We start from the raw sequence: 23,809 nt of genomic DNA, 5'->3' as shown, positions 1-23,809 counted from the left end.
TTTTAAGGGGTTGCTTTCGGTTTCTTGTCAATGAATTCCAATCCGTCATCTATTAATTTTCCTAATTCTGGTCTGTTTTGTTTGACAGTTTCTAAATGTTTAAGAACCTGTGCGCATAAATCCTCATCATGACTCATCATGGCTAATTCGTAAATTTCAATCGGGAGTAACCAATCGCCTTGGTGCTTATCAATAAGCACTTCAAGTACTTTCGTTCTAGAAATGGTTTGGTTTTTTTTAGTTCTGTAATCTCGTACCTGTTGATATAAATTTTCAAGTTCTATACGCTCGGGTGATTTTTTGATATGAATTGTTTCTGTGGAGGGTTTATGTGTTATTAATTCAAAACTATTTAAATCTGCAGGTCCAGAAAAGGCCGAAGAAATTGCTTTTCCTACCGCCATATCATAGTTCCCCCATTCCGGTTTAAATAAAATAGTATCGTTGTAAGTTACCGTACAATCTTTAAAACTGATTAAGATAATTTTTCCTTGTAAATTTCTTTTTCCGGTGATAATTTCTCCTGAAACAGTAATGCCGCCTTCAAACTCTAAAGTAACTACTTTTTCTTCATAGATATGATATGCCGCTAAATCTCTTGGGCTCATGTCTTCAATAGCTAAATTGATGCCTTTTAGTTTTCCAATCGGTGATCCAAATCCATTAGGGTGATTTTCAATACCATGTCCGGCCAATTCTTTTTCCCGGTAAGCTAATGCTGTAGCGTTCTGCAATTCAATATAAATTGGATGCCCTTTATGTTCATAAACTTTGCTAAATACTCCTGATATTTGAATGCCTGTACTGAGTTCAATGCTACCCAAAGCATTTGATTCAATTAATTTCTGGACTCCTGAAAGCCCGCCTTTCCGCAAAGCCATGGTATTTGCAAATTCTTCTAAAATTAAACTTAGGTATGAGAAATCAGGTGTTACAAAAAGTTGTGGTTGTGGTTTTGTAATGTCAAAATCTTTGAAAGTTGCTTCAATAGAGTATGGTATTTTTTTTACCTCATTTGTCATGCACCAGGCGCTTTCACCTATGGAAGAGAGTAAACCAGCGCCATAGATTTTAGGTTGTTCTATGGTACCAATAAGTCCATATTCAACAGTCCACCAATGCAGGTTTCGTATCAGGGCCATTTCGCTAGGCTTGCCCATATTTTTTTGCAGGGTTTCAACGTGTTGTTCTGCAGTAGTGATTTCTTTTTCCGTAGAATTTGGAGCTTCCTTAATAATGGATAGATATCTCACAGCTTCATAAAGTTCATAGTCCTTGGCTGATGAGATGGCCTTACTCCCAATTTCACCAAAACGTCTTAAATATTCGGCATATTCTGGATTTGCAATAATTGGTGCATGTCCCGCGGCCTCATGTATAATATCTGGTGCTGGTGTGTATTCAATATGTTCTAGTTGCCTAATATCACTGGCTATAACCAAAACGTTGTAGGCTTGAAATTCCATAAAGGCGTTTGGCGGTATAAAGCCATCTACTGCAACAGCTGCCCAACCAATGTCTTTTAGGATGCGATTCATGCCATACATATTTGGGATATTGTCAATAGAAATCCCCGTTTGTTTTAAGCCGTTTAAATATGATTTATGCGCATATTGGCTTAAGAAACTAACATTTTTACGCATTACATAGCGCCACACGGCATGGTCTATAGACGAATACGCGTCATAGTTTTGTGGCTTTATAAATTGCTTTAAATGATTGGGTAGTCGATTTAAAACGGCATTTGTTTCTATAGGACTCATGTTCAAATAAGGTTCTGAGTTGTGCCTAGTAAAAATACGAAATACCAATCGAATTCAATATTTCATTAGGGATTGTTTAATATATTGACATTAAACAGTGGCTTAGCTTAATATTGATTAAATATTTCAATATATTTATAACTCAAAATGGGTCGTTATATATGTACACTAAACGTATTTTTCCAGTAGGAGTAGTTGTTAAATGGACGCTTCCACATATTTTACTTTTTCTGTTTTTACCAATTATTCCAGTTTTTCTTTTTGATGTTTTAGAGCTCAAGTGGTTGCATGCGCCATGGTTGCCTTTAGGTGTTCTTGGTACTGCCGTAGCTTTTATAATTGGTTTTAAAAATAATGCTTCTTATGATAGACTATGGGAAGCTCGGAAAATTTGGGGAGGTATTGTTAATTCATCACGCTCTTGGACTGTGATGGTAAAAGATTTTATAACAAATGATTATACCATGACAGACTTATCTGCCTCTGAACTTCAAGGCATAAAGCGGGAGATGGTACACCGACATATTGCCTGGTTAACAGCCTTAAGGTATCAATTGAGAGAGGATAGGCCTTGGGAGATGCATTTAAAAAAAGGAAGGTCCAGTTTAGGCTTTAAAGCTGCGCATTATAGGATTCGAGAAGAAGAAATCTCAATGGAAGATAAACTCAAAAAATACCTATCTGAAACTGATTATAACGCTATTATTTCTAAAGGGAATAAAGCGTCTCAGATTTTGGGTATTCAGTCAAGGCGTTTAAGAGAACTCATGGAACAAGGATTGATTGAAGATTTTAGGCATATGGAGATGGCAAATATGATCACTGAATTTTATACGCTACAGGGGCAATGCGAACGCATTAAAAATTTCCCTTACCCAAGGCAGTTTGCAACGCTTAATTACTGGTTTGTTTGGATTTTTATTTTACTACTTCCTTACGGAATTATGTCTGAATTTGACGTTTTTGGGAATGAGATCTTTTTACTTTTAGATCAACATGCGATTCAAGATTCTCCAATTCATGAATTGCAGGAATCAATGGCACAGCATTTTGTTTGGTTCACTGTACCTTTTAGTGCCATGCTTTCATGGGTATATCATACCATGGAAATGATAGGTGAAAATACTGAAAACCCTTTTGAAGGCGGTCCAAATGATGTGCCTATTACAGATTTAAGTAGAAGTATTGAAATAGATATCAGACAACTTATTGATGATACGGATATTCCCGAACCATTTGTTTGGATAAACGATATTGTGATGTAAATTAGTTATGTAAATTAAAAAGGTTGATTTAGAAAATGGACTCTTTTAATTTACTTTTTCGGTTCAGGTGGATACTTTGCCATTATTTTTGTGACAAATTCTTTGATAAGCGCATCTTTTTTGTCCATATTTCGTGTTAAATAACCGGTGCCTAGACCTTGCCAAATAAGCTCTTTTTTATCCGCATCTAATAAGTCTATAAATAACTGGCCTTCGGTACTGGTAGAAACACTAGGTTGGTTATTCCAACCCCATCCCCATCCTGGACCGTAATATCCGCCATAAGGACCCCAGCCTCCCCAGCCCCAACCACCGTATCCCCAGTAGTTGTTGTAAACATCAACACGTTGTTGAGATGCTGTGAATAAGCTTACTAAAATATCTGGATTTTCAGATTTTGTTAATCCTTTATTTAAAAGTTCTGTTTCGATTGCTCTTAAAATTCTGCGTTTATCTAAGTCACTAATTTCGGCACGGTCAATACCTGTTTTAAAGAATGCAAAAGTTTTGTATTCACTAAAGTTTACATTAGAATCGTAATCTGCAGACACCCTAACGGAACTGCATGAGTATGATAAAATGAACACAAAGAAAAGGGCAGAGGCTTTAATTAAATATTTCATAGTAAACGATATTTAGTTTTTTATAATTAAAGGCAATATAAAGGCCTTTATAAACAAGAGTTATAGAGTTTTAAGTAACAACAATCATACCAAAAAAATAAAACCTTGTTAACTTTACTTTTTATACGAGTTGGTTTTTTTACTATAACCATAAGGACAATGTCTGCACCCACTCTCGCAGCAGTAACCTCTTTTTAAATGATATTGCTCAGTAAAACAGCGGTAACCTTCTGGTGTAAGGTAGTAGTCACCTTCTTCAACGGGGATAATCTTTTTCATGAATTGCAAAGATAAAGCAATTTAGATTTATTTTTGAAACCAATTAGTTTTGATTTTTCTATGAAAAACACCCTAATCAAAAGCATAGATTGTATGAGTTAATAAAAGTCATTACGAAGTGAGAGGCTTTATTGCTTAAGTCTAATTTTAGGAAAAAAACTTATTCAAGTGTACAGTTTAGTAAATATTCACAGGAAGAGATATTGATGTCTTTTTTTTTAAAGTATCTTCGTTATTATGATATTTAAGCCTGAGAACAGCATTATTCAGCCCATAAATCACCAATTAAATTCTATAGAACTTTCTATGAAGCGTGAGGATAGAATTCATCCTTTTGTTTCTGGAAATAAATACAGGAAATTGAAATATAATTTGCTTGAAGCAAAGGCTAAAGGAATTACGGTGTTACTTACTTTTGGCGGGGCTTTTTCCAATCATATTGCTGCCGTTGCTGCTGCTGGTTTTGAACTGGGTTTTGAAACTATTGGTGTTATACGGGGTGAAGAACTGAAAGACAAAATCAATGGGAATGCTACCTTAAAATTTGCCAAGAAAAATGGGATGCGGTTCAATTTTGTGACTAGAGATGCATACAGAAATAAAACATCAGCATCATTTATAAATGAGTTAAAGCATGATTTTGGGGATTTTTTTCTCATTCCAGAAGGTGGAACCAACGAATTGGCTGTTAAGGGTTGTGAAGAGGTTTTAATGAATGTTTCGAGTGATTATGATTATATATGTTGTCCGGTAGGAACAGGTGGAACTATTTCAGGATTAATTAATTGTTCAAAACTTAGTCAACAAGTTTTGGGTTTTCCAGCCTTAAAAGGAGACTTTATGCAAAAAGATATTAGTAAATTTGTAATGCAAAATAATTGGACATTGATAACTGACTATCATTTTGGTGGATATGCTAAAATAAATGATGAACTCGTGGCGTTTATTAATGAGTTTAAGGTGCATTATAACATTCCTTTAGATCCTATTTATACGGGAAAAATGATGTTTGGTATCTTTGATTTATTAAAGAAAGATTATTTTTCAAAAGGTTCAAAAATTTTGGCGATTCATACCGGTGGCCTTCAAGGTATCGAGGGTATGAATTCAAGGTTATTAAAGAAGCATTCACCAATAATTATTACTTAAAGCAATGAAAAGATTAATTGTAGTATTGTGTATTGGTCTCTTGGTTTACAGCTGTAAATCAAAAAAGGCGGCTGTCAGTAAAGCTCCTAATACTGTGAAAACACAAGAATCACCTAAGCCTGTAGCTAAACCCAAACCACCTGTAAAGGAAACACCTGAAGATTACGCCAGTGCTACAGAACGCTATATTGCTTTGCATAAAGATGTGGCGCAACAGGAAATGAAGTTGTTTGGAATACCTGCCAGTATTAGTTTGGCTCAAGGAATTTTGGAATCGGGATCAGGTCAGGGTAGATTGGCTGAAAAAGCAAATAATCATTTTGGTATAAAATGTCATGATTGGACTGGTGCAAAAATTTATCATGATGATGATGAGGAGCAAGAATGCTTCCGTAAATATATTGATGCTAAATATTCCTATAGGGATCATTCGCTATTTCTTTCTGAGCGTTCACGCTATGCCAAACTGTTTGATTTAAGGCAAGAAGATTATAAAAGTTGGGCTAAAGGGTTGAAGTCTGCTGGTTATGCTACAGATAGAAAATACCCACAGAAACTTATTAATTTGATTGAGAAATACGAGCTATATGAGTATGATAAAGCAGTTTTAGGAGATGAATATGTGAAGCATCAATCGCCTACAGCTTCAGATAGCAATGTGTATAAAGTTGTGAAAGGAGATACTTTGTATTCTATTTCAAGAAAATATAATATTACTGTTAAAGAACTTCAAAACATGAATGGTTTAAGCGGCACTGCCATAGGAATTGGACAAGTATTAGTCGTGCGGCCAACATCTAAAAACTAATATATTTAATGATTTATAAAAGAAGTAGCGCTTTATTTGCTGAGGCAGAAAAGGTTATTCCGGGTGGCGTGAATTCACCGGTCAGAGCATTTAAAGGTGTGGGCGGCACACCAATTTTTGTTAAAGAGGCTAAGGGCGCGTATTTGTACGATGAAGATGGTAATCGCTTAATAGATTATATAAATTCTTGGGGCCCAATGATCTTGGGGCATGCTCATAAGCCAGTGGTTGATGCCGTGATTGAAAAAGCGAAAAAAGGAACATCCTTTGGAATGCCAACCGAAATTGAAACGCAAATTGCTGATTTGGCTGTTTCTATGGTGCCTAACATTGAAAAGATTCGTTTTGTTAATTCTGGTACAGAAGCCTGTATGAGCGCAGTGCGTTTAGCAAGAGGGTTTTCAGGAAAAGACAAAATTATAAAGTTTGCAGGTTGCTATCATGGTCATTCGGATTCGTTTTTAATTCAAGCCGGTAGTGGTGCGAGTACTTTTGGAACGCCTAACAGCCCAGGTGTTACTAAAGGCACAGCAAAAGATACACTTTTAGCGAGATACAACGATTTAGAAAATGTAGCCGAACTTATTGAAGCAAATAAGCATGAGATTGCCTGTATTATTATAGAACCAGTGGCGGGTAATATGGGCTGTATTCCGCCAAAAAAAGGTTTTTTGGAAGGTTTGAGAACGCTGTGCGACGCCAATGATATCTTATTGATTTTCGATGAGGTTATGACTGGATTTAGATTATCTAAAGGTGGCGCTCAAGAACTCTATGGTATTACTGCGGATATTGTGTGTTTTGGAAAAGTAATAGGAGGTGGTTTGCCTGTTGGAGCATTTGCAGCTAGAAACGAAATAATGAATCATTTAGCTCCTTTAGGTCCTGTTTATCAAGCCGGAACTTTAAGCGGAAACCCTTTGGCAATGGCTGCTGGTTTGGCGATGCTAGCCGAATTAAATAGTGATGCAGAGGTGTTCAATAGACTAGCGGAAAAAACGGCTTATTTAAATGAGGGTATAGCAAGGGTTCTAAATGAAAATGGGATTGTGCATACCATTAATAGGGTTGGCTCTATGATTTCTGTTCATTTTGATGAAGGAGAAGTCATAGATTTTGATACTGCGGCAAAAGGAAATAACGACACTTTTAAAACGTTTTTTCACGGCCTGTTAGAGGAGGGCGTTTACATAGCACCCAGTGCTTTTGAAACTTGGTTTATCACGGATGCTTTGACTTATGAAGATTTAGATTTTACAATTAATGCCATCGCTAAGGTTTCAAAAAGATTATAAAAATAAAAACGCATTTCTGGATTCCAGAAATGCGTTTCTCATCAAACAACTATAATCAACTAACTAAACTAACTTTTTTGTTTTGAGCCCTTATTAGAGCCATGCCTTTTTCTGTTTTCATTTTTAGCAATTTGCATTTGGGCTCTTTCCCATTTCGTATATTGCTCTTTATTTAAAATGTCTTTCATCTTGGCTTTCATGGCAATTTTATGATCTAGTTTTGATATGGCCATGGCGTAACGTTCTTCATTAGTCGGTTTTTCTGCAGTGCCATTTTCCTTTTTCGCCTTATGTTCTGCCATCATAGCTTTTCTTTTTGTAGCATTTTCTAAATTGATGGCTTGTATTTTTCCTTGTTGAGTCTCATTCAAATCAAGAAAAAGAACCATTTTTTTTGTCTTTAAAGTTGCTATTTGCTCAGCAGAGAGGTCCTTGATCATTTTACTGTGATGTTTTCTCCCTTCTTTTTTGGGTTCTTGGGCCATAGCTTGTAATCCTAAAAAAGCTATCGCAATCAATATTATTTTTTTCATTGTATTGTATTTAAATTATTTGATAGTAGGACTTTGCGATTTAGAAAAGGTTTAAAGCCCCGTTTTATTTTAACGGAAACTTAACAATTAAAGAAGCGATAATTAAGAGGTGTTAATTGAATAATGGAAATTTTATGTGACTGCCTACCTGAAAGTCAGGTGCATTATTGACTTGAAAGTCCTCTTTGAAGTATAATGAGAATTGAATTTTATTTGAGCCATAGGTATATATGAAACTCCAATTGGATAATGGGCGATATAATGTAGAAATGCCAGTTTCCCAATGGCCATTTATTTCCTTCCAATTGCCCGTTAATCTGTAGTAATTCGCTTCTTCCTTTTTGTTGTAGCTCGATTGGATTTGATAATTAAATCCTAATGCGTTAAAATGTCCCTTTTTAGTGTATTTGGTGATTTCAATATGCCCTTCTGCGGTGCCTAAATAGGGGTTATTTCCAAAGTCAATAACTTCTTTAAAATCGATAAGGTTTTTGCGTAATACATTTCCTCCCAAAGCCATATTGAGCTCATAATTGTTTTTTAGGTAAATCTGTTTTAAGGCATTTAGCGATATTCCAAAATCAAGGGAAGTATTATAACTAGAAGTATTAATACCTAAGTGACTGCCAAAATTAAAAAACAGATTACTGGTTTTATTTATAGATAGCTCGGGATAGTAATAATGGCTAAATTCAATACCACCTACAAAAAAATCTTTCTGATGCAGTTCAAGCGTTCTTTCATTTCTATCTGTATATTTGAAATTAACTTGGTTGAGACCATAGTAGCGCCTGCCAAATGGATCTTCACCACCATTAATGTTGCTATGGAACCACTCAATAGTTTCATCGCTTGTGAATATAGTAAATGGGTATTTACCTTTTGTAATTAGATAAGAACGCAGGTTTACAGTTAATTCTTGTTTTTTAGCAATGGCTAAACTATAGCCAAATCTAAATTCTTTTATGACAGCATCAATTACAATAGTCATAGTTTCAGCTGGCGTACTTTGCTGGTCAATAAAATTGAATTTTCTTTTGTTCCAAGGTGTTTGTTTAAATTGAGCTCTTATAGTAGGATCCTTCGGAATATAAGCTGTAACCAACGGCTGAAAATTGTTTCCGCTAGTTATTGTAAAAGTAAATGTGTTTTTGTTTGGGGTTTCTCTCTTGAAGTTTGTGTTTATTCTAGAACTGAAAATTCCAAAACTATGCGTGGTTAAGAGGCTAGGGTTTTCAATACCATTTTTTATAAATACACTATCCCTAACTTTTGTTTGCCCCAGACTCATGGTGCAGTATAGATAGCTCAGAACAATTAAAATAGATTTAGGCATTAAGCAAAAGTACAGAAACTGATAATTTAAAGAGTTACCAATTTATTATTTATGACCACACAAAGTTTATTGATTTAATGTGGTTTTAAATAGGTCAGTATTATTGCCATTACCTTTCAAGAGCGTTTTAAAAATGCCGGACAAAATAATGTCCTTAAGTCAATAAATTATATAATCATTTTTTTGAGTTTAGGCCTAGAGAATTTTTAAATCTAATACGCTACTTTCTTATTTGACTTCAAATGTAGATAAATGACAAAAAGGAATACCTGTATTGGTTATACCTTCTATTTTAATGCCATAGTTACTTTTTTTATCAGAAGTATAAAAAGATATTGAAGCTTTGTTTGATTCTTCAGATAATATGACTCTAGGCTCCCAATGCAATGTGGTCCTAATATCTTGTCTGGTGATGTCTTCAAACGCCTTATCATGATCAGGAGTATAAAATTCTCGAGCCGTATAAAACCCTTTAGCATTAAAATTGATAATTCCGGGTTTTCGTTTTACATTCATGTTTTTGTCAAAAGATCCTGTTCGCGTGTGTATCACAATGACACCATTTGCCGCATTGCTAAACATGTTTGCATTGGCGCCCTTTAGAACATCTATAAAATCGACATCCTCTCCAGTCATGAATAAAATATCATCTAAGTTTCCAGGCATGCCATCAATTATTATATTGGGAGTACCTTGGTTTCTAATAGAGACTGTGTTGTTGAAAGCAGTAACACCGGGTAGCATGTTTAGTAAATCAATTATAGACCGGGACCTTTGATTTTCTAAGTCAGACATGTCTATTCTATTGCTAGGACTGCCATAAGTGGTTCTTGAATTTAGTTCTTGGTTTCGTAATTCTTCTTCAGTTTTTTTTCTAGCTTTAATTACTATTTGATCAAGGCGTGTGGCATTTTCTATAAATAAGGAGTCTAGAATGGAAATTTTTTTAGATTGGTTTAGAAAGTTGTTTATTTTAATACTGTCTTCTAAGAAACTTTTGAGGACTATATCCTTTTTTACGTCAGGACTCTTATTAACTGATTCGTTTAGAAAAATAGAAACAAACCTATTCTTTTCGTCATCGTCAGATTTGAAGTCTTTTACTCTAGCTTCTAGGATAATGGGGAGCGAGTCGGCAAAAACATAAGGACCAAACTTAAAATTGCCATTTTGGTCACTTTGTTCTTCTTTTTGATAAGGGAACTTATCCATTAATGTAATTCGTGTTGCTGCAGATATTCTTTGTTTATCGCCTTTTAAAGCATTAGTGTGCCCTGAGATAAAGATGCCTTTTTCTGGCGCATAATTGGTATTAATAGTATTACCATAAAGCAAATCTGTCCATTTAAACCTTCGCCATCCATGGGTAAGCATAATTAAATCCAATAAATAGCGCCTTTTTACATCGTCATTTTTCTCGAAAAAGTACCCTGGGTTTTCTATGGTGCCTCTTAAATCAGAATTTAGTAACAGGTAAGTTTTAATATTTTCAGCTGTACTGCTATGTTCAATAGCATCAATGTCTGCAATAGCCATTGATAAATTTCCTTTTAACGGTAAGTCGTTATTGTCTTTAAGGTCTATAGTCATGGTGACTTTTTCTCTTGTTGTTAAGCTGCTTTTGTTCAAAGAAGTATTAACCGTTACCTCATTATTTGGGTTGTCAATGAAAACAAGTCTTTCGCTTACTGGCTTTCCGTTGTTGTCAAATAGTGTAAAATTAGAAACACCATCAGGAATTATATCCGTATTAAGTTTTACGAGATATTCTGATTGGTTTTCGGATGCGAATTTTTCGAAAATAACTTGGCCTCTTTGGTGTCCCAGTAGAAAAGTGTTTTTTAATCCAATTGGACTATTGGAACTTACTTTAATTATGATTTGATTGCCATGGTTTATAATACTAAGGCCATGCCCAGAAGGCAATGCTTTTGGTAAAGGGTACTTTATTTCTTCATTATTAATAAAAACGCTGGCGTAATAAGTTTTGCCTTGCACTGGGTTGATGTTAATTTGACCTAAGCCAAAATCTGCTGTTTTAAAAAAGCAGATTTCTTTGTTGTCAACGTCTTTAATAGTCCCCTGAATGGCAATGTTTCTATTATTTTTATCTTTTACTTGTATGGCTACTTTGCAAAACATACCCGCAATTAAATTTCCGCCTTCAGGATAAAATTTAATTTCTGGTTTTGAAGTTAAAGAGGTATTTGAACTCGTGTCGTTGTTTTTGTCATCAGTGTGATTCCACGTTGCGTCTGTTTCTTTCAAATTCCAGATAAAGATTTCAGATTGAAAGAAATAATCGGAATCCTGATTGATCATATAGTTTGTATAAGCTCTTAAAAGGTAATTACCAGATCTCCAATTTTTTTCTATTTTGAAATCACCTGAGACACTAATTTCACTCGTATAAAGTTGTCTTTTATCAATGATATTATTATTTGAATCAATTAATTCAACATAAATAATTCTACTTTTTTCTGTGTTTCTATGCGTTATTCCATTCAATAGATACGCGGTGAACCAAATATCATCACCTATGGTGTAATAGGGTTTATCTGTATGTACGTATATTTTTTCGGGGTAATTGTCAGTATAGTTAAGTAGCTTGCGAAGGACGAGTTCTTTAAAATTACTAATTATAGTAAAGGATAAAAATAAGACTATAGAAAAACTTAGTATGACTTTTTTAACCACAGTTTAATGATTAGTTTTCGTTAAATATAATTACTAATTTGATTAAGTAATGTTAAAAATATTACAATTAGACCATGCTAGAGATTTAAGGTTTAATTTCAATTTTGGTTATCGATAGAATGCACCTTGATTTTAGAAGTCTCTGGTTTGAATAATAGTATAAGGCGATTAATTTTCTTAAAAAATTAACAAACTACCCATAGGTTTCCTAAGGAAAGATTAAAGTATGCTTATAGACTGTTAAACATATCAAAATTGTTTGAACTGCTTAGAAGAATTCCGTCTATTTGTATTGTAAATAGTTTGAAACATTTCATTTTTGAAGTTAAAAAGACAAACCTTTTACTTCAAAAAATTTTGAATTCATAAGTTTAGTTAGTTAGTTTAGTTAGTTAAAAAGCCAGTAATAAACATTACTGGCTTTTTTAATATAACACTATGTTGCGGGGTTAAACCATCCCAACAAACAATCCATCTTCAGTTTTTTCTACTTTAGCAAGATTATTTTTGGTTAATTCCTTTATGGTCTTATCCCATTTTTTATTAGATAGTCCCGATTGAATTTTTAGATCATTCAAGGTTAATTTCTCAGCTTTCTTCAATAATTCAAAAACGGCTTTGGCCTCTTCACTAACAGCAATAGCTTTTTTCTCCGGACGCATTTGTGGAAAGAATAATACTTCCTGAATGGATTGGTTATTAGTTAAGAACATTATTAACCTATCCATACCAATACCCATTCCAGATGTAGGAGGCATACCATACTCTAATGCACGTAAAAAATCATGATCAATAAACTCTGTAGCTTCATCATCACCTTTAGCAGCTAATTTTAATTGGTGTTCAAAGCGCTCACGTTGATCTATCGGGTCATTAAGCTCAGAGTAGGCATTGGCTATTTCTTTTCCGCATACCATAAGCTCAAAGCGCTCTGTTAATTCAGGATTGTCCCGATGCTCTTTACAAAGGGGGCTCATTTCTTTCGGGTAATCTGTAATATATGTTGGCTGAATGTAATTGCCTTCGCATTTTTCACCAAAAATCTCATCAATTAATTTCCCTTTACCCATGGTATCGTCAACTTCAATACCTAAACCTTTTGCCGCTGTTCTAATTTCGTCTTCGGTTTTACCAGTAATATCAAAACCTGTAAAGTGTTTTATAGAATCAGCCATAGTTACTCTGGCATATGGCGCCTTAAAGTCTATTTCGTGTTCACCAAATGTGGCTTTTGTACTGCCATTTACCGCAATGGCACAATGTTCCAGTAAGCGCTCACAGAAATCCATCATCCAGTTGTAATCCTTGTAGGCCACATAAATTTCCATAGCCGTAAATTCTGGGTTATGTGTTCTGTCCATCCCCTCGTTTCTAAAGTTCTTAGAAAACTCATAAACACCATCAAAACCACCAACAATCAATCGTTTTAAATATAATTCATTAGCAATTCGCATATATAACGGAACATCTAAAGCGTTGTGATGTGTTATAAAAGGGCGGGCAGCAGCACCTCCTGGGATAGGTTGTAAAACGGGAGTTTCTACTTCAAAATAGCCAGAGTCATTAAAAAATGAACGCATGGCATTAAATAATTTCGTGCGCTTAACAAAAACTTCTTTCACTTGTGGATTTACAACTAAATCGGCATAACGTTGTCTGTATCGTTGTTCGGGATCGGTAAACGCATCATATACAATACCATCTTTTTCCTTTGGCAGGGGCAAAGGCTTTAAAGCTTTACTTAGCAATGTGAAGTCTTTAACCTTAACGGTTTTCTCGCCTACCTTTGTAGTAAACAGTTCGCCCTCAATACCAATAAAATCTCCAAAATCAAGAAGTTTTTTAAAGATGTCATTGTATTTAGTTTTATCTTCTCCTAGGCAAATTTCATCCCTGTTAAAATACACTTGTATTTTTCCCTCAGCATCTTGTAACTGTGCAAAACTAGCTTTGCCCTGAACTTTAATCATCATTAACCGCCCTGCAATGGTAACTTGTTTACCTTCTTCAAAGTGGTCTTTCACTTCTTTAGAAGTATGGTTTACGGGATATAAATCTGCTGGGTAAGGGTTAATACCAAACTCACGTAGTCTTACTAACTTTTCTCTACGTACTATTTCTTGTTCTGAAAGCTGCATGCTAATAAATTTTGAAAAGCAAAATTACGTTTTTTGTAAAACTTAGCACGCAACTTTTAAACTGAATTTAATGAAATGCTGTTTTTCAAAACAATTAGACAATTAGAGGCTAATTATCTTAGCCAAAGTTTTCAGTTAAAGTGACTGTAACATTCTATACATGTCAACGTCAAATAGATAATCAATCAATATATACTGAGTTTGTTTTCAGTTTTAAATTAAATCATTACATGAGTTTTTGGAGAGTTTTATTGTCAATTATTTGCCCGCCTTTGGCTGTTATAGATAAGGGTTGTGGCTCTATTATTATTGTGTTTTTGCTATGGCTTTGTGGCTGGGTGCCTGGTGTAATTGCAGCTTTGGTTATACTTAATAATCCTAATAATTAATTTATCTTTGTACCAGTATAATACCGCTGGTACAATAGTAATTTTTAATTTTCGCAAATGAAGAAACTCACTGTTCTTGTTATATGTTGCCTCGCTTTATTTTTGACAAGTTGTCAATTTTCTGAAACTATATATTTAAATGAAGACGGATCGGGAAAGATGGCCTTTAGTTTTGATGCATCTGAGCTTATGCAAATGACAGGCGACCAATTTCTTGAAGGTGACGGAGAAAAAGACGTTGATTCAACGTTTACCTTTAAAGCGGTTTTTGATGAAAAAAGAGATAGTATTTCGCAACTGCCCAAGGAGGAACAAGCTAAACTTAAAGCTTTAGAACCTTTTTCTGTACATATGGTGATGAGTGCTAAGGACAAGAAATTGAATTTCGATATGTTTTCTGATTTTAAGAGTGCCTCAGAATTGCAAGATATGTTCACCGCTTTAAACACAGTGAGTAACCTACAAGGAAAAGATGTTGGACAGGCTAACGATCAGCCAAATCCATTTTCTTCAATGATTGATGGAGGCAACTCAGAACTTTACTATTCATTCGAAAAGGGTGTGTTTAAACGTACAGTTAAGGTATTGGATAAAGAAATTCAGAAGCAAATTATTGACAGTCTTGGGCAAGGGGCCATGATGTTTGCAAATTCAAAATATAAGTTAAATTATCATTTTCCGAGAAAAGTAAAATCGGTTTCAAATGATAAAGCTTTGTTTAGCGCTGATGGTAAAACGGTAATTTTAGAATTTGGATTAATGGAATATATAGCAGATCCTGAAATTATGAATTTAGAAATTATCTTAGAAGATTAGCTTTGAATAAAACCATAAAATTAGAAGATTTAGGAAGCAAGGACTATAAAGATACTTGGGATTACCAAGAAGTATTGTTTAAAGGCATTGTAGACGCTAAAATAAAGAACAGACGCGAAGATACGGCTAAGCCAACTAATAACTATTTTTTGTTTGTTGAACACCCTCATGTTTACACTTTGGGTAAAAGTGGTGATATGTCAAATTTGTTGGTTGACGAAGTTCAGTTAAAAGAAAAAAATGCGAGTTTTTATAAAGTAAACAGAGGCGGTGATATCACTTACCATGGTCCTGGGCAAATTGTGGGTTACCCCATTTTGGATTTGGATAATTTTTTTACAGATATTCATAAGTACCTTCGTTTTTTAGAGGAAATGATAATCCTAACACTTGCTGAATACGGGTTGCAGGCGGAACGTAGTCCTGGCGAAACTGGAGTATGGCTGGATGTAGGTACGCCATTTGCACGAAAAATTTGTGCTATGGGGGTACGTGCAAGTCGATGGGTGACTATGCATGGTTTTGCATTAAATGTCAATGCTGATTTGGGATATTTTGATTTAATGATACCCTGTGGCATAAGGGGTAAAGCCGTAACTTCTTTAAATGTAGAACTCGGCAAGCAAACCATTGACGAAGCCGAGGTTAAAACTAAATTATTAAAGCATTTTGCGAATCTTTTTGAAGCGGAGTTTTTATAATATTATTTTGGTCGCTAGTTGAATCTTTCCTGTTATTAAAAAATTCTTGCGACTTTTTTTACTTCTGCTGGACGCCTATAGTTTTATATATTTAAAGGAGGTCTAGCGTTCTTGGCTGCTCAGTTGTATGTAATATTTCTTTATTTTCTTTGAAATCTAATGTTTGGGTTGGTTACCTTGGTATTGTCTTTGTTTAAATATAATTTGAAGGTTAGTATTTTTAACTAGCATTAGCTTATTTATTTTGTTTATTTTAGTGTAGCTCCAAAAAAATCCTTGACTTCTCCTATTTACTTATATGTTTAATATAATTATTTAGAATTATGAGTCAACACGCTTCAAAATCTATAAGTCTTAAAAATATATTCGCCTTCAAACCATTAATGTTCACCGTTCTTGGCGTATTATGTGCTACTGTTGCCATTAAAGGATTTATGATTCCAAATCATTTTTTTGATGGTGGACTTCTTGGGATTTCTATTTTAATACATGAGTTTTACCATATAGATGTATGGATACCGTTGTTATTACTTAATTTACCCTTTATAATAATAAGCTATAAAAAGATTGATAAAAATTTTGCTATCCACTCCTTATTGGCTGCCATACTTTTGGGAGTTGCCCTAATCATATTACCAGTACCAATTATAAGTAAGGATTCTTTTTTGGTAGCAGTCTTTGGTGGTGTTTTTGTAGGCTTGGGTATAGGGTTTGTTATAAGAGGTGGAGGCGTTATTGACGGCTTAGAGGTTTTGGCTTCTTACACAAATAAGAAATTTGGTTTGTCAATTGCTGAAATCATTATGGCAATTAACACCTCTATATTTTTAATTATAGCCGTTTTCTTAGGCTTGGAAAAGGCTATGTATTCTATCTTGACTTTCTTTACAGCTCTAAAAGTATCAGATTATGTGGTAGACGGTTTTGAAAAGTTGATATCTTTAACGGTTATTTCACCCAATGATGCTTTAATAAAAGATATTATTGTTAATACCTATAATAAGCCTATCTCAGTATATAAAGGTAAACGCGGTAATTTACCTGGGAGCTTTAATGTGACCCATGATTGCGATATTGTGGTTACTGTTGTTACACGATTGGAAGTGCATAAGGTGAAACAAACTATAGCAGCGGCCGATCCGAAAGCGTTCATGTATGTACAAAACATTAAAGAAGTCAGCGGCGGCGTAATAAGTAGACAGACAGGACACTAAGAATACCTAATGATTTTCATAATAATGGTAGTATGTCGTAAGGGAAGGAAAAGCCTCGTATTTTAAAATGACTGCAACAGACAATGTGCAGTGCTCATATTTGGAGTTCTCTTGTTATTAAATCCATTCTTTATGCAGAAAAAAACTCTAATAATAGATTATCTACTTTATGCGAATGCCTTGAGTTGTAAACGAAAGACCTTGTTGCCCCATAGTTGAGCTCATGATGCCTTCAAATAAGGGTTCAGGGCAGTTATCTGGAATTTTCCATTCAAACAAAAAATTAGAACCTGTTCCTCCAGAAATATCATTTTCTTCTATAACTATTTCGGCAGTTTCCATGGGTGCTAAGTAAATGGGGTGCTCAAAATAATTTCTAACAGAATGGCCATGTGTATCAAAATATTCGGCCCTTAAAACATAAATAGTATCCGTATCGCTTGTGTTTCTTAAGCCAATCATAGCCGTTAAGTTATGTTTTTTTAGTTGCGAAATGCTATAAATTTGAGAATATATAGAAAGGTAAGATTTTCCATATTCTAAACTATCCTTGTCATTTAATGTAGCCATTCTTTTTGACCAATTTTCAGGACTTATAGAAGAAATTTCAGTTTTCTTATCACAACTGATATATGAAATAACGACTAGGATGCTTAGTAAAAGATTAATTTTCATTTTTAGCAGTTTTTATTATGGTCATTAAATTATAAGACTAAGATAATTGAAAATACTTGAATGCGGATGCTTTGAAAAGACTTCTTGAATAGGTAAGCTAGGAATAAATTTAAAAGCACGGATAACTTATGGGTAATAAAGGTTATATCTTAAGTTGTTTTCGCTGTGAAAGTTTTAAAGCCATAATGCTAATAATAAATATTTGCATGGCATGAAATATCATGAGCGGTAATAAAATCAACCCCATGGGAAAGGAAGGTGGGAATAAAATTGCTGAAAATACAGTACCGTGAACCAAAGATTTCTTTGTGCCACAAAACTGAGCGGTGATGCGGTCTTCAATAGTAAAACCTAAGGCTTTTGAAATATATCCTATGAGGTAATACACGATATAAAATAAGACCATTAGTGCTCCTAAAATGAGTAATAAATCAAAAATACTTACAGCGCTAAAAATCTGGTTTATAAAAGATTGTGCAAAGCTTTTATAAATAATTAAAAGAATAACAGCCTTGTCAAAAGTGGTGAGTTGTTTTTGATATTTTCTGGCATATTTTCCCCAAAAGCGTTGAAGCATTAATCCAAGGACAACAGGTACTAATATTTCTGTAATGAGTTTTAAATAAATCGTGCTAAAATCAAAATCTCCTGTTGATTGAGGTAAAAATAAACCCATCCATAAAGGGGTAATGACTACACCTATAAGTCCGGATATACTGGCGTTAAAAATGGCGGCTGGTATGTTGCCTTTGGCCATAGAGACCATTACAACTGATGATGATACCGTAGAAGGCAGGGCTGCCAGAAACAAGAAGGGTAGCCATAAGCTTTGACCTTCCTCTATAGCAATTAAAGGTTTAAATATTATTACGAGTAGTGGAAAAAGAATGAATGTAGAAGCTTGAACTAAAACATGTAATTTCCAGTTTTTTAATCCATCTTTAATTTGGCCCAAGCTTAATTTTAGTCCGTAAAAGAAAAAAATTAGTGAGATTCCTATACGGCCAATAGAACTTAAAGGTAGAGGACTTTCTTTGCTTCCCCAAAAAGGAAAAAAATAAGCTAGAGCCATCACAATAATGATGGCAATTACAAAACGATCAATTTTCATTAGTCAGGGATTGTCAAGAAAGCAAGTTTAGTAATAGCTTAATACTTTTCGGGCACAAAAGTTTGATAATTCATTGGTGGACGAACATAGGCCTTATAGTCGGGAAGCTCCGGAAGTTCAATGGGTTTAATATTGATCTTTTCATATGGTATCTGACTTAAAACATGACTAATGCAGTTTAATCTCGCTTTTTTCTTGTTGTCAGAGTTAACTACATACCATGGAACTTGTTTTGTATCTGTATGGGCAAACATATTGTCTTTGGCCTTGGAGTACTCCAGCCATCTTGATCGTGACTCTAAATCCATAGGGCTAAATTTCCAACGCTTTAATGGGTTAGAAATTCTGTTTTTAAAACGACGTTCTTGCTCTTCATCGCTCACAGAAAACCAATATTTTAAAACAATAATACCAGATCGTACCAACATGCGTTCAAATTCAGGGCAAGATCTTAGGAACTCCTTATATTCTTCATCTGTGCAGAATCCCATAACTTTTTCTACTCCAGCTCGGTTGTACCAACTTCTATCGAATAAAACAATTTCTCCTGCTGCAGGCAAATGATAAGCATAGCGTTGAAAATACCATTGTGTTTTTTCTTTTTCGGTTGGCACACCTAAGGCAACAACCTTGCAAACACGAGGGTTTAAGGGCTCTGTAAATCGTTTAATAGTACCGCCTTTACCAGAGGCATCTCTACCCTCAAAAATAATAACTACTTTTAAACCTTGACTTTTAATCCACTCTTGAAGATGAACTAATTCTGTGTGAAGTTTAGCGAGCTCTTCATCATAATTGAATTTATTGTTTTTCGTCATTTTTCCTTTTTGTAAGCTACAATTTAAAAAAAATGATTGAATTTAAGCTTTAGAATGACGTATAATTCAAAAGTGTTAAAAATGGAATGCTAGAAATTTAAAAACGTTACCATATTAATTTGATCACGACAACCATTGCTCAGAAATTGATTCATATAACCTAGCTCAAATCGAATAGTACTGCTTAATTTATAGCCCAAAGCACCGTATAATCTATTGCGATCAAAAACCTCTTTTTGGGTGTTTAAAAATATTTCATTGTACATTGATGCATATAAGGTTTTGTCAGTCAATTGTTTCTTGTTTAAAGGGATGTTTAAGCCCAGGAAATAACGCAACCTCAATTTAAAATCACTTTCTATAAAACGTTGTTCAAATCGATATCGATGCTGAAGACTAACAATACCAATGTTTTGTTTGGTAATGAATTGCTGGTATATTCTGTGTTCGTTTACGCTTTGTTTTTCATCTGTGTTCCCAGTGTAATTTTCACTTAGTATATAACCATAACCCAAAAGTATATTGTTATTGTTTTCAGTTAAGTTATATCCAATTCCAGTTCTAATGAGCAGTTGTTCTAAATCAGAAATAGCGTTATAACTACGGTATTGCACTTCATTATGCCAATTGAGCTTGCTATTTATTTGTTTATTACCGAAATATAGTAGCCAATTGCCTAAATCACTATTCTGGGAAAAACAAAAAATTGGCAGTAAAACAAGAACTAGTATTTGAATACGCTTCATTAAACTTGTGGTTTTAATTTATGGTGCAATCAAAAATAGCGAATTTAATTTTTAAGCCATTTAAGGTTTTAAGAGCCTTTATGTTTTTCATGATAGTCTACAACATGCTGGGGTATGGTTATGTCCGCCGTAAGTAAACTATCGCTAACTGGATATTCCGCAACTTGCTTTATGGGTATAACGCCTGCCCAGATGGGTAAATGCCTGTCTCGCTTTTCATCAATAGCACCTTCATCTCTAATTTTGGCCGAAGCTCTTTGAATGGTCATTTCAACCACTAGAGTTCTATCTAATTCTTTATCGGTAATAGGACGCAGATCTTCCCATCTGCCAGATATCATTTGATCTACAACACATTTTAAAATGCGTTCCTTTTCTTTATGATTGTCTACTTCCAGAAGTGTTCCAAAAAGTGTCGCCGATCTATAATTTACTGAGTGGTGCAATCCTGAACGAGCCAGAACTAAACCATCTAGGTGCATGACGGTCATACTAGCTTCTTTACGTTCTAGTAAGTTAATGAGCATCCTATTTTTTCTGGATCCATGTAAATATATTTTATTGTTAATTCGGCCATAAGACATCGGTATACTAATAGCTTTATCTTCATAATTATATCCCACAAACCCTATAAATCCAGCATCTAATATGCTGTTAATTTCATCGACATCATAAAGCGCTCTGTTAGCGCCTCTTTTGACTTCATTCAGGGCTGTTTTGGTATACGTTTTCATAATTTTAATCCTTTAGTAATTCAAAATTACTATTTTAGTGGATGGTTACATTCGTCCAGAATACATTTTTTAAATAGTCCAGTTATGATTCCATATAAAACGGCTTTAGTTGTTAACCGACTCAGTAAACAACCTATTTATATACAATTAACCAATCAATTCATTGATTTGATTAAACATGGCAAGTTAACCCCAAAAGCTAAATTACCTGGGAGTAGAACCTTATCAGAAATGCTTGGGTTACACAGGAAAACAATCGTAGCTTGTTATGAAGAATTAACCATGCAAGGTTGGATAGTAAGCCTTCCTCAAAAAGGAACTTTTGTAAATGCTGATTTACCCGTGTTGAAACTGAAAGGTTTAGGAGAGACTATAAATTCCTGTGATGATCGTATTTCTGGTTTCGAATTCGAAAAAAATCAAAGACTAACTAGAAATTTCCCTCAAAGCTTTCACGATGATTATTTGTATGTTAATGACGGTATAGCCGATAGCCGGTTGGCTCCAACTAAAGATGTTGCAATGATTTACAGGAATTGTGTGGCTAAGAAAAGTGCGATTAAGCATTTGTCTTATGGGACTACTTATGGCAATGTCACGCTAAGAGAAGTATTAGTGACCTATCTTAATGAAACTCGTGGGTTAAATATAAGTATTGATAATATTATGATCACTAGAGGTAGTCAAATGGGTATGTTTTTGGCTTCTCAACTTCTATTTAATAAGCAGGATTATGTTATAATAGGTGAAACTAATTATAGCTCTTCTGACACGACGTTTGAATATGCAGGAGCGCAACTTTTACGCGTTAAAGTGGATGATCACGGGTTGGATATGAACAACATTGAATTGCTTTGTAAAAGGTATAAAATCAAAGCTGTTTATACCACATCACACCACCATCATCCTACCGCGGTAACACTGTCTGCAGAGCGCAGAATACAACTTTTAAATTTAGCAAAGATTCATAAATTTGCTATTATTGAAGACGATTATGATTATGACTTTCATTACAATCATGCCCCTATTTTACCTTTAGCAAGTCATGATGAAAATGGACATGTTATTTATGTAGGCTCAGTCTGTAAAACTGTTGCGCCTGTATATAGAATTGGATATTTAATTGCATCCAAAGATTTTGTTGATGAGTGTGCCAAGCTTAGACGCTTTGTTGATAGACAGGGCGATGCTTTGTTAGAACTAACGTTTGCCAAGTTTATTAAAGAGGGCTATCTAGATAGGCATATCAAAAAAGTGCTTAGAGTTTATAAGGCAAGACGAGATTTGTTTTGTAGTTTGTTGAAAACGGAGTTAAATGATTATGTTTCTTTTGATATACCTAAGGGGGGTATGGCTACTTGGATTACACTCAATAAGAAATATTCATGGGATAAAGTCTCAGAAAAGGCTTTGGCACAAAAGTTAGTAATTACCGAATGGCAACGCTATGATACGGCTAATGTAAAACACAATAGTATTCGAATGGGTTTTGCTGCGTATAACGAGCAAGAAATTTATGAATTTGTAAAGCGTCTTAAACGGGCTTTTATGACTTTGAGCTAAACGGAATTACTTCGTTTTTTTTAGAATCAAGAAATAAACCTTAATCTTCTGCATTAAAAAACACCTTGTAGTAATGCATTTTCTTTTCTTCGTCATAACCACGTTCTAAATATTCTGCTGAGGCATCAGGCGCATCAATATCTAGTTTTATTTGAATATGCGTATCTAGTTTGATATCTGTTTTTATCTTTCTTTTTTCCTTCGTGACTACAGCTTCGGCAACATCAAATTGGTTTCTCAGGACCAGATTTTGTTCACCTTCAAACTCTTTTTTAAAGTTATCGAATTCTCGCTTGTGTTTGTCTTCTTCAAATAATTCGTCTCTAAAGCGTTCAACATTTACCACTTCATTCTCCTTGAAAAAATCGATTGTTTGAGCTAAAAAGGTGTTTCGTTCTTGAGCGCCATAATTTGTTTTTAAAACTTCGGTTGAAAATTCCTTACATAGTTCAATGTATTGTTGGGTATGGTTATTAGAGTCATCGGCATATTTAATATTTAAAAAGTGATTTAACCAATATTGTGCATCATAACTATTATTGTCTACGCTTAAAATAATATTCCCTTCGCCGTCACTTTGGTTTAAAATCAGGCATCCTTTATCTACCTTTTTGGAACTGATGCCCTTTTGCACTAAAACATCATAACTATTGTTTTCTAAATAGGTTTGAAAGAAATTGACCTTGCTTTCAATTTTGAAAATTCCAATAGCATTTGTAGTTATATCTCTAAATTCAATGCCTTCAAAAAGAACGACTAAGACATCTCCAGTTTTTATATTTGCTGAACTAGACTGTTCATATAAATGGGTAACAATGTGCTTGGAAACCTCGATAAAAGATCCTTCATCCGCAAAGAGTTGGGTGCTATAGCTATTAATTTCATTTAGCGAGATGTTTGCATGATGGTTAAAACGGTAACTTTGAACCACTGAACCAAATGGGCGCAATAGAAAAGGTAGCATTAAGTCATAACTTGCTTCATCAAAATCAACAGTTTTATCAGAAAATGCGTTTTTGGTATCGTTAAACTTATTTCCAACTTTATGAATTATAAATTGAGAGATCGAGGCGTTTTTTCTTGAAATCATGAACTAGGGTTTTATTTTGCAATACTATTAAAATAACTTGAATAACTAATAAAGAAGAGCGCCAAA

The 23,809-nt window shown here is 34.3% G+C and carries 22 protein-coding genes; 9 read left to right on the top strand and 13 right to left on the bottom strand.

Annotation, left to right across the window (positions count from 1 at the left end; genetic code table 11):
• Positions 1 to 2: 2 nt before the first annotated feature.
• Positions 3 to 1,763, bottom strand: coding sequence for an aromatic amino acid hydroxylase (locus IE051_RS16325; protein ID WP_189362483.1), 1,761 nt, complete (start codon positions 1,761 to 1,763; stop codon positions 3 to 5).
• Positions 1,764 to 1,924: 161 nt separating this feature from the next.
• Between IE051_RS16325 and IE051_RS16320 the strand changes: the two genes are divergently transcribed.
• Positions 1,925 to 3,028: a bestrophin family protein gene (locus IE051_RS16320; protein WP_189362482.1), complete on the top strand. Its 1,104-nt coding sequence runs from the start codon at positions 1,925 to 1,927 to the stop codon at positions 3,026 to 3,028.
• Positions 3,029 to 3,078: 50 nt separating this feature from the next.
• Here the strand turns inward: IE051_RS16320 and IE051_RS16315 are convergent, their stop codons facing one another.
• Entirely contained in the window at positions 3,079 to 3,651 is a 573-nt protein-coding gene (locus tag IE051_RS16315; protein WP_189362481.1) for a DUF4136 domain-containing protein, read from the bottom strand.
• Positions 3,652 to 3,765: 114 nt separating this feature from the next.
• Positions 3,766 to 3,930: a C1orf53 family protein gene (locus IE051_RS16310; protein ID WP_189362569.1), complete on the bottom strand. Its 165-nt coding sequence runs from the start codon at positions 3,928 to 3,930 to the stop codon at positions 3,766 to 3,768.
• 237 nt (positions 3,931 to 4,167) lie between these two features.
• Between IE051_RS16310 and IE051_RS16305 the strand changes: the two genes are divergently transcribed.
• From IE051_RS16305 to hemL, 3 genes are read left to right on the top strand one after another with little or no spacing between them, the layout of a single operon-like run.
• Positions 4,168 to 5,079 carry a 1-aminocyclopropane-1-carboxylate deaminase/D-cysteine desulfhydrase gene (locus tag IE051_RS16305; RefSeq protein ID WP_189362480.1) on the top strand — a complete coding sequence of 304 codons (912 nt, stop codon included), beginning with the start codon at positions 4,168 to 4,170 and terminating at the stop codon, positions 5,077 to 5,079.
• A gap of 4 nt (positions 5,080 to 5,083) precedes the next feature.
• Positions 5,084 to 5,887: a glucosaminidase domain-containing protein gene (locus IE051_RS16300; RefSeq protein WP_189362479.1), complete on the top strand. Its 804-nt coding sequence runs from the start codon at positions 5,084 to 5,086 to the stop codon at positions 5,885 to 5,887.
• 8 nt (positions 5,888 to 5,895) lie between these two features.
• Positions 5,896 to 7,182 carry a glutamate-1-semialdehyde 2,1-aminomutase gene (gene hemL / locus IE051_RS16295; RefSeq protein ID WP_189362478.1) on the top strand — a complete coding sequence of 429 codons (1,287 nt, stop codon included), beginning with the start codon at positions 5,896 to 5,898 and terminating at the stop codon, positions 7,180 to 7,182.
• A 68-nt stretch (positions 7,183 to 7,250) separates the two neighbouring features.
• On the opposite strand, the gene IE051_RS16290 is transcribed toward hemL, so the two are convergent.
• The 4 genes from IE051_RS16290 to lysS form a co-directional block, all read right to left on the bottom strand.
• The gene (locus IE051_RS16290; RefSeq protein WP_189362477.1) at positions 7,251 to 7,715 is read right to left on the bottom strand and encodes a DUF4890 domain-containing protein; all 465 of its coding nucleotides are present in this window, start codon (positions 7,713 to 7,715) and stop codon (positions 7,251 to 7,253) included.
• Positions 7,716 to 7,827: 112 nt separating this feature from the next.
• A complete protein-coding gene (locus IE051_RS16285) occupies positions 7,828 to 9,006 on the bottom strand; it encodes a hypothetical protein (protein WP_189362476.1) in 1,179 nt (392 codons plus the stop codon).
• Between the two features lie 273 nt (positions 9,007 to 9,279).
• Positions 9,280 to 11,748: a TonB-dependent receptor gene (locus IE051_RS16280; RefSeq protein WP_189362475.1), complete on the bottom strand. Its 2,469-nt coding sequence runs from the start codon at positions 11,746 to 11,748 to the stop codon at positions 9,280 to 9,282.
• A gap of 449 nt (positions 11,749 to 12,197) precedes the next feature.
• Entirely contained in the window at positions 12,198 to 13,886 is a 1,689-nt protein-coding gene (gene lysS / locus IE051_RS16275; protein ID WP_189362474.1) for a lysine--tRNA ligase, read from the bottom strand.
• Positions 13,887 to 14,116: 230 nt separating this feature from the next.
• On the opposite strand from lysS, the gene IE051_RS16270 reads away from it, so the two are divergent.
• From IE051_RS16270 to IE051_RS16255, 4 genes are all read left to right on the top strand, one after another.
• Entirely contained in the window at positions 14,117 to 14,275 is a 159-nt protein-coding gene (locus IE051_RS16270; RefSeq protein WP_189362473.1) for a YqaE/Pmp3 family membrane protein, read from the top strand.
• 57 nt (positions 14,276 to 14,332) lie between these two features.
• Positions 14,333 to 15,091 carry a hypothetical protein gene (locus IE051_RS16265; protein ID WP_189362472.1) on the top strand — a complete coding sequence of 253 codons (759 nt, stop codon included), beginning with the start codon at positions 14,333 to 14,335 and terminating at the stop codon, positions 15,089 to 15,091.
• A gap of 2 nt (positions 15,092 to 15,093) precedes the next feature.
• Positions 15,094 to 15,792, top strand: coding sequence for a lipoyl(octanoyl) transferase LipB (lipB, locus tag IE051_RS16260; RefSeq protein WP_189362471.1), 699 nt, complete (start codon positions 15,094 to 15,096; stop codon positions 15,790 to 15,792).
• Between the two features lie 323 nt (positions 15,793 to 16,115).
• On the top strand, positions 16,116 to 17,006 hold the full coding sequence (locus IE051_RS16255; RefSeq protein WP_189362470.1) for a YitT family protein: 891 nt from the start codon (positions 16,116 to 16,118) through the stop codon (positions 17,004 to 17,006).
• Between the two features lie 162 nt (positions 17,007 to 17,168).
• On the opposite strand, the gene IE051_RS16250 is transcribed toward IE051_RS16255, so the two are convergent.
• From IE051_RS16250 to IE051_RS16230, 5 genes are all read right to left on the bottom strand, one after another.
• The gene (locus IE051_RS16250; RefSeq protein ID WP_189362469.1) at positions 17,169 to 17,681 is read right to left on the bottom strand and encodes a DUF3124 domain-containing protein; all 513 of its coding nucleotides are present in this window, start codon (positions 17,679 to 17,681) and stop codon (positions 17,169 to 17,171) included.
• A gap of 142 nt (positions 17,682 to 17,823) precedes the next feature.
• Positions 17,824 to 18,792, bottom strand: coding sequence for a bile acid:sodium symporter family protein (locus IE051_RS16245; protein WP_189362468.1), 969 nt, complete (start codon positions 18,790 to 18,792; stop codon positions 17,824 to 17,826).
• 38 nt (positions 18,793 to 18,830) lie between these two features.
• Positions 18,831 to 19,610 carry a polyphosphate kinase 2 gene (gene ppk2 / locus IE051_RS16240; RefSeq protein WP_189362467.1) on the bottom strand — a complete coding sequence of 260 codons (780 nt, stop codon included), beginning with the start codon at positions 19,608 to 19,610 and terminating at the stop codon, positions 18,831 to 18,833.
• An 89-nt stretch (positions 19,611 to 19,699) separates the two neighbouring features.
• Complete coding sequence (locus tag IE051_RS16235) at positions 19,700 to 20,356, bottom strand: DUF2490 domain-containing protein (RefSeq protein ID WP_189362466.1); 657 nt, start codon at positions 20,354 to 20,356, stop codon at positions 19,700 to 19,702.
• Positions 20,357 to 20,424: 68 nt separating this feature from the next.
• Positions 20,425 to 21,090: a pyridoxamine 5'-phosphate oxidase family protein gene (locus IE051_RS16230; RefSeq protein ID WP_189362465.1), complete on the bottom strand. Its 666-nt coding sequence runs from the start codon at positions 21,088 to 21,090 to the stop codon at positions 20,425 to 20,427.
• An 84-nt stretch (positions 21,091 to 21,174) separates the two neighbouring features.
• Between IE051_RS16230 and pdxR the strand changes: the two genes are divergently transcribed.
• Complete coding sequence (gene pdxR / locus IE051_RS16225) at positions 21,175 to 22,653, top strand: MocR-like pyridoxine biosynthesis transcription factor PdxR (RefSeq protein ID WP_189362464.1); 1,479 nt, start codon at positions 21,175 to 21,177, stop codon at positions 22,651 to 22,653.
• A 40-nt stretch (positions 22,654 to 22,693) separates the two neighbouring features.
• Here pdxR and IE051_RS16220 read toward each other — a convergent pair whose 3' ends face one another.
• Positions 22,694 to 23,743 carry a nucleoid-associated protein gene (locus tag IE051_RS16220; protein WP_189362463.1) on the bottom strand — a complete coding sequence of 350 codons (1,050 nt, stop codon included), beginning with the start codon at positions 23,741 to 23,743 and terminating at the stop codon, positions 22,694 to 22,696.
• Between the last annotated feature and the right edge of the window lie 66 nt (positions 23,744 to 23,809).

This window comes from Algibacter mikhailovii (assembly GCF_014651495.1).
GTDB classification, from domain to species: Bacteria; Bacteroidota; Bacteroidia; order Flavobacteriales; family Flavobacteriaceae; genus Algibacter_E; species Algibacter_E mikhailovii.
This window is presented reverse-complemented; position numbering and strand designations above follow the sequence as displayed.

Bases quoted from the DNA above. Each gene is read 5' to 3' on its own strand.
- IE051_RS16325 (WP_189362483.1), bottom strand. From the start codon at position 1,763: ATGAGTCCTATAGAAACAAATGCCGTTTTAAATCGACTACCCAATCAT.
- IE051_RS16320 (WP_189362482.1), top strand. From the start codon at position 1,925: ATGTACACTAAACGTATTTTTCCAGTAGGAGTAGTTGTTAAATGGACG.
- IE051_RS16315 (WP_189362481.1), bottom strand. From the start codon at position 3,651: ATGAAATATTTAATTAAAGCCTCTGCCCTTTTCTTTGTGTTCATTTTA.
- IE051_RS16310 (WP_189362569.1), bottom strand. From the start codon at position 3,930: ATGAAAAAGATTATCCCCGTTGAAGAAGGTGACTACTACCTTACACCA.
- IE051_RS16305 (WP_189362480.1), top strand. From the start codon at position 4,168: ATGATATTTAAGCCTGAGAACAGCATTATTCAGCCCATAAATCACCAA.
- IE051_RS16300 (WP_189362479.1), top strand. From the start codon at position 5,084: ATGAAAAGATTAATTGTAGTATTGTGTATTGGTCTCTTGGTTTACAGC.
- hemL (WP_189362478.1), top strand. From the start codon at position 5,896: ATGATTTATAAAAGAAGTAGCGCTTTATTTGCTGAGGCAGAAAAGGTT.
- IE051_RS16290 (WP_189362477.1), bottom strand. From the start codon at position 7,715: ATGAAAAAAATAATATTGATTGCGATAGCTTTTTTAGGATTACAAGCT.
- IE051_RS16285 (WP_189362476.1), bottom strand. From the start codon at position 9,006: ATGAGTCTGGGGCAAACAAAAGTTAGGGATAGTGTATTTATAAAAAAT.
- lysS (WP_189362474.1), bottom strand. From the start codon at position 13,886: ATGCAGCTTTCAGAACAAGAAATAGTACGTAGAGAAAAGTTAGTAAGA.
- IE051_RS16270 (WP_189362473.1), top strand. From the start codon at position 14,117: ATGAGTTTTTGGAGAGTTTTATTGTCAATTATTTGCCCGCCTTTGGCT.
- IE051_RS16265 (WP_189362472.1), top strand. From the start codon at position 14,333: ATGAAGAAACTCACTGTTCTTGTTATATGTTGCCTCGCTTTATTTTTG.
- IE051_RS16255 (WP_189362470.1), top strand. From the start codon at position 16,116: ATGAGTCAACACGCTTCAAAATCTATAAGTCTTAAAAATATATTCGCC.
- IE051_RS16250 (WP_189362469.1), bottom strand. From the start codon at position 17,681: ATGAAAATTAATCTTTTACTAAGCATCCTAGTCGTTATTTCATATATC.
- IE051_RS16245 (WP_189362468.1), bottom strand. From the start codon at position 18,792: ATGAAAATTGATCGTTTTGTAATTGCCATCATTATTGTGATGGCTCTA.
- ppk2 (WP_189362467.1), bottom strand. From the start codon at position 19,610: ATGACGAAAAACAATAAATTCAATTATGATGAAGAGCTCGCTAAACTT.
- IE051_RS16235 (WP_189362466.1), bottom strand. From the start codon at position 20,356: ATGAAGCGTATTCAAATACTAGTTCTTGTTTTACTGCCAATTTTTTGT.
- IE051_RS16230 (WP_189362465.1), bottom strand. From the start codon at position 21,090: ATGAAAACGTATACCAAAACAGCCCTGAATGAAGTCAAAAGAGGCGCT.
- pdxR (WP_189362464.1), top strand. From the start codon at position 21,175: ATGATTCCATATAAAACGGCTTTAGTTGTTAACCGACTCAGTAAACAA.
- IE051_RS16220 (WP_189362463.1), bottom strand. From the start codon at position 23,743: ATGATTTCAAGAAAAAACGCCTCGATCTCTCAATTTATAATTCATAAA.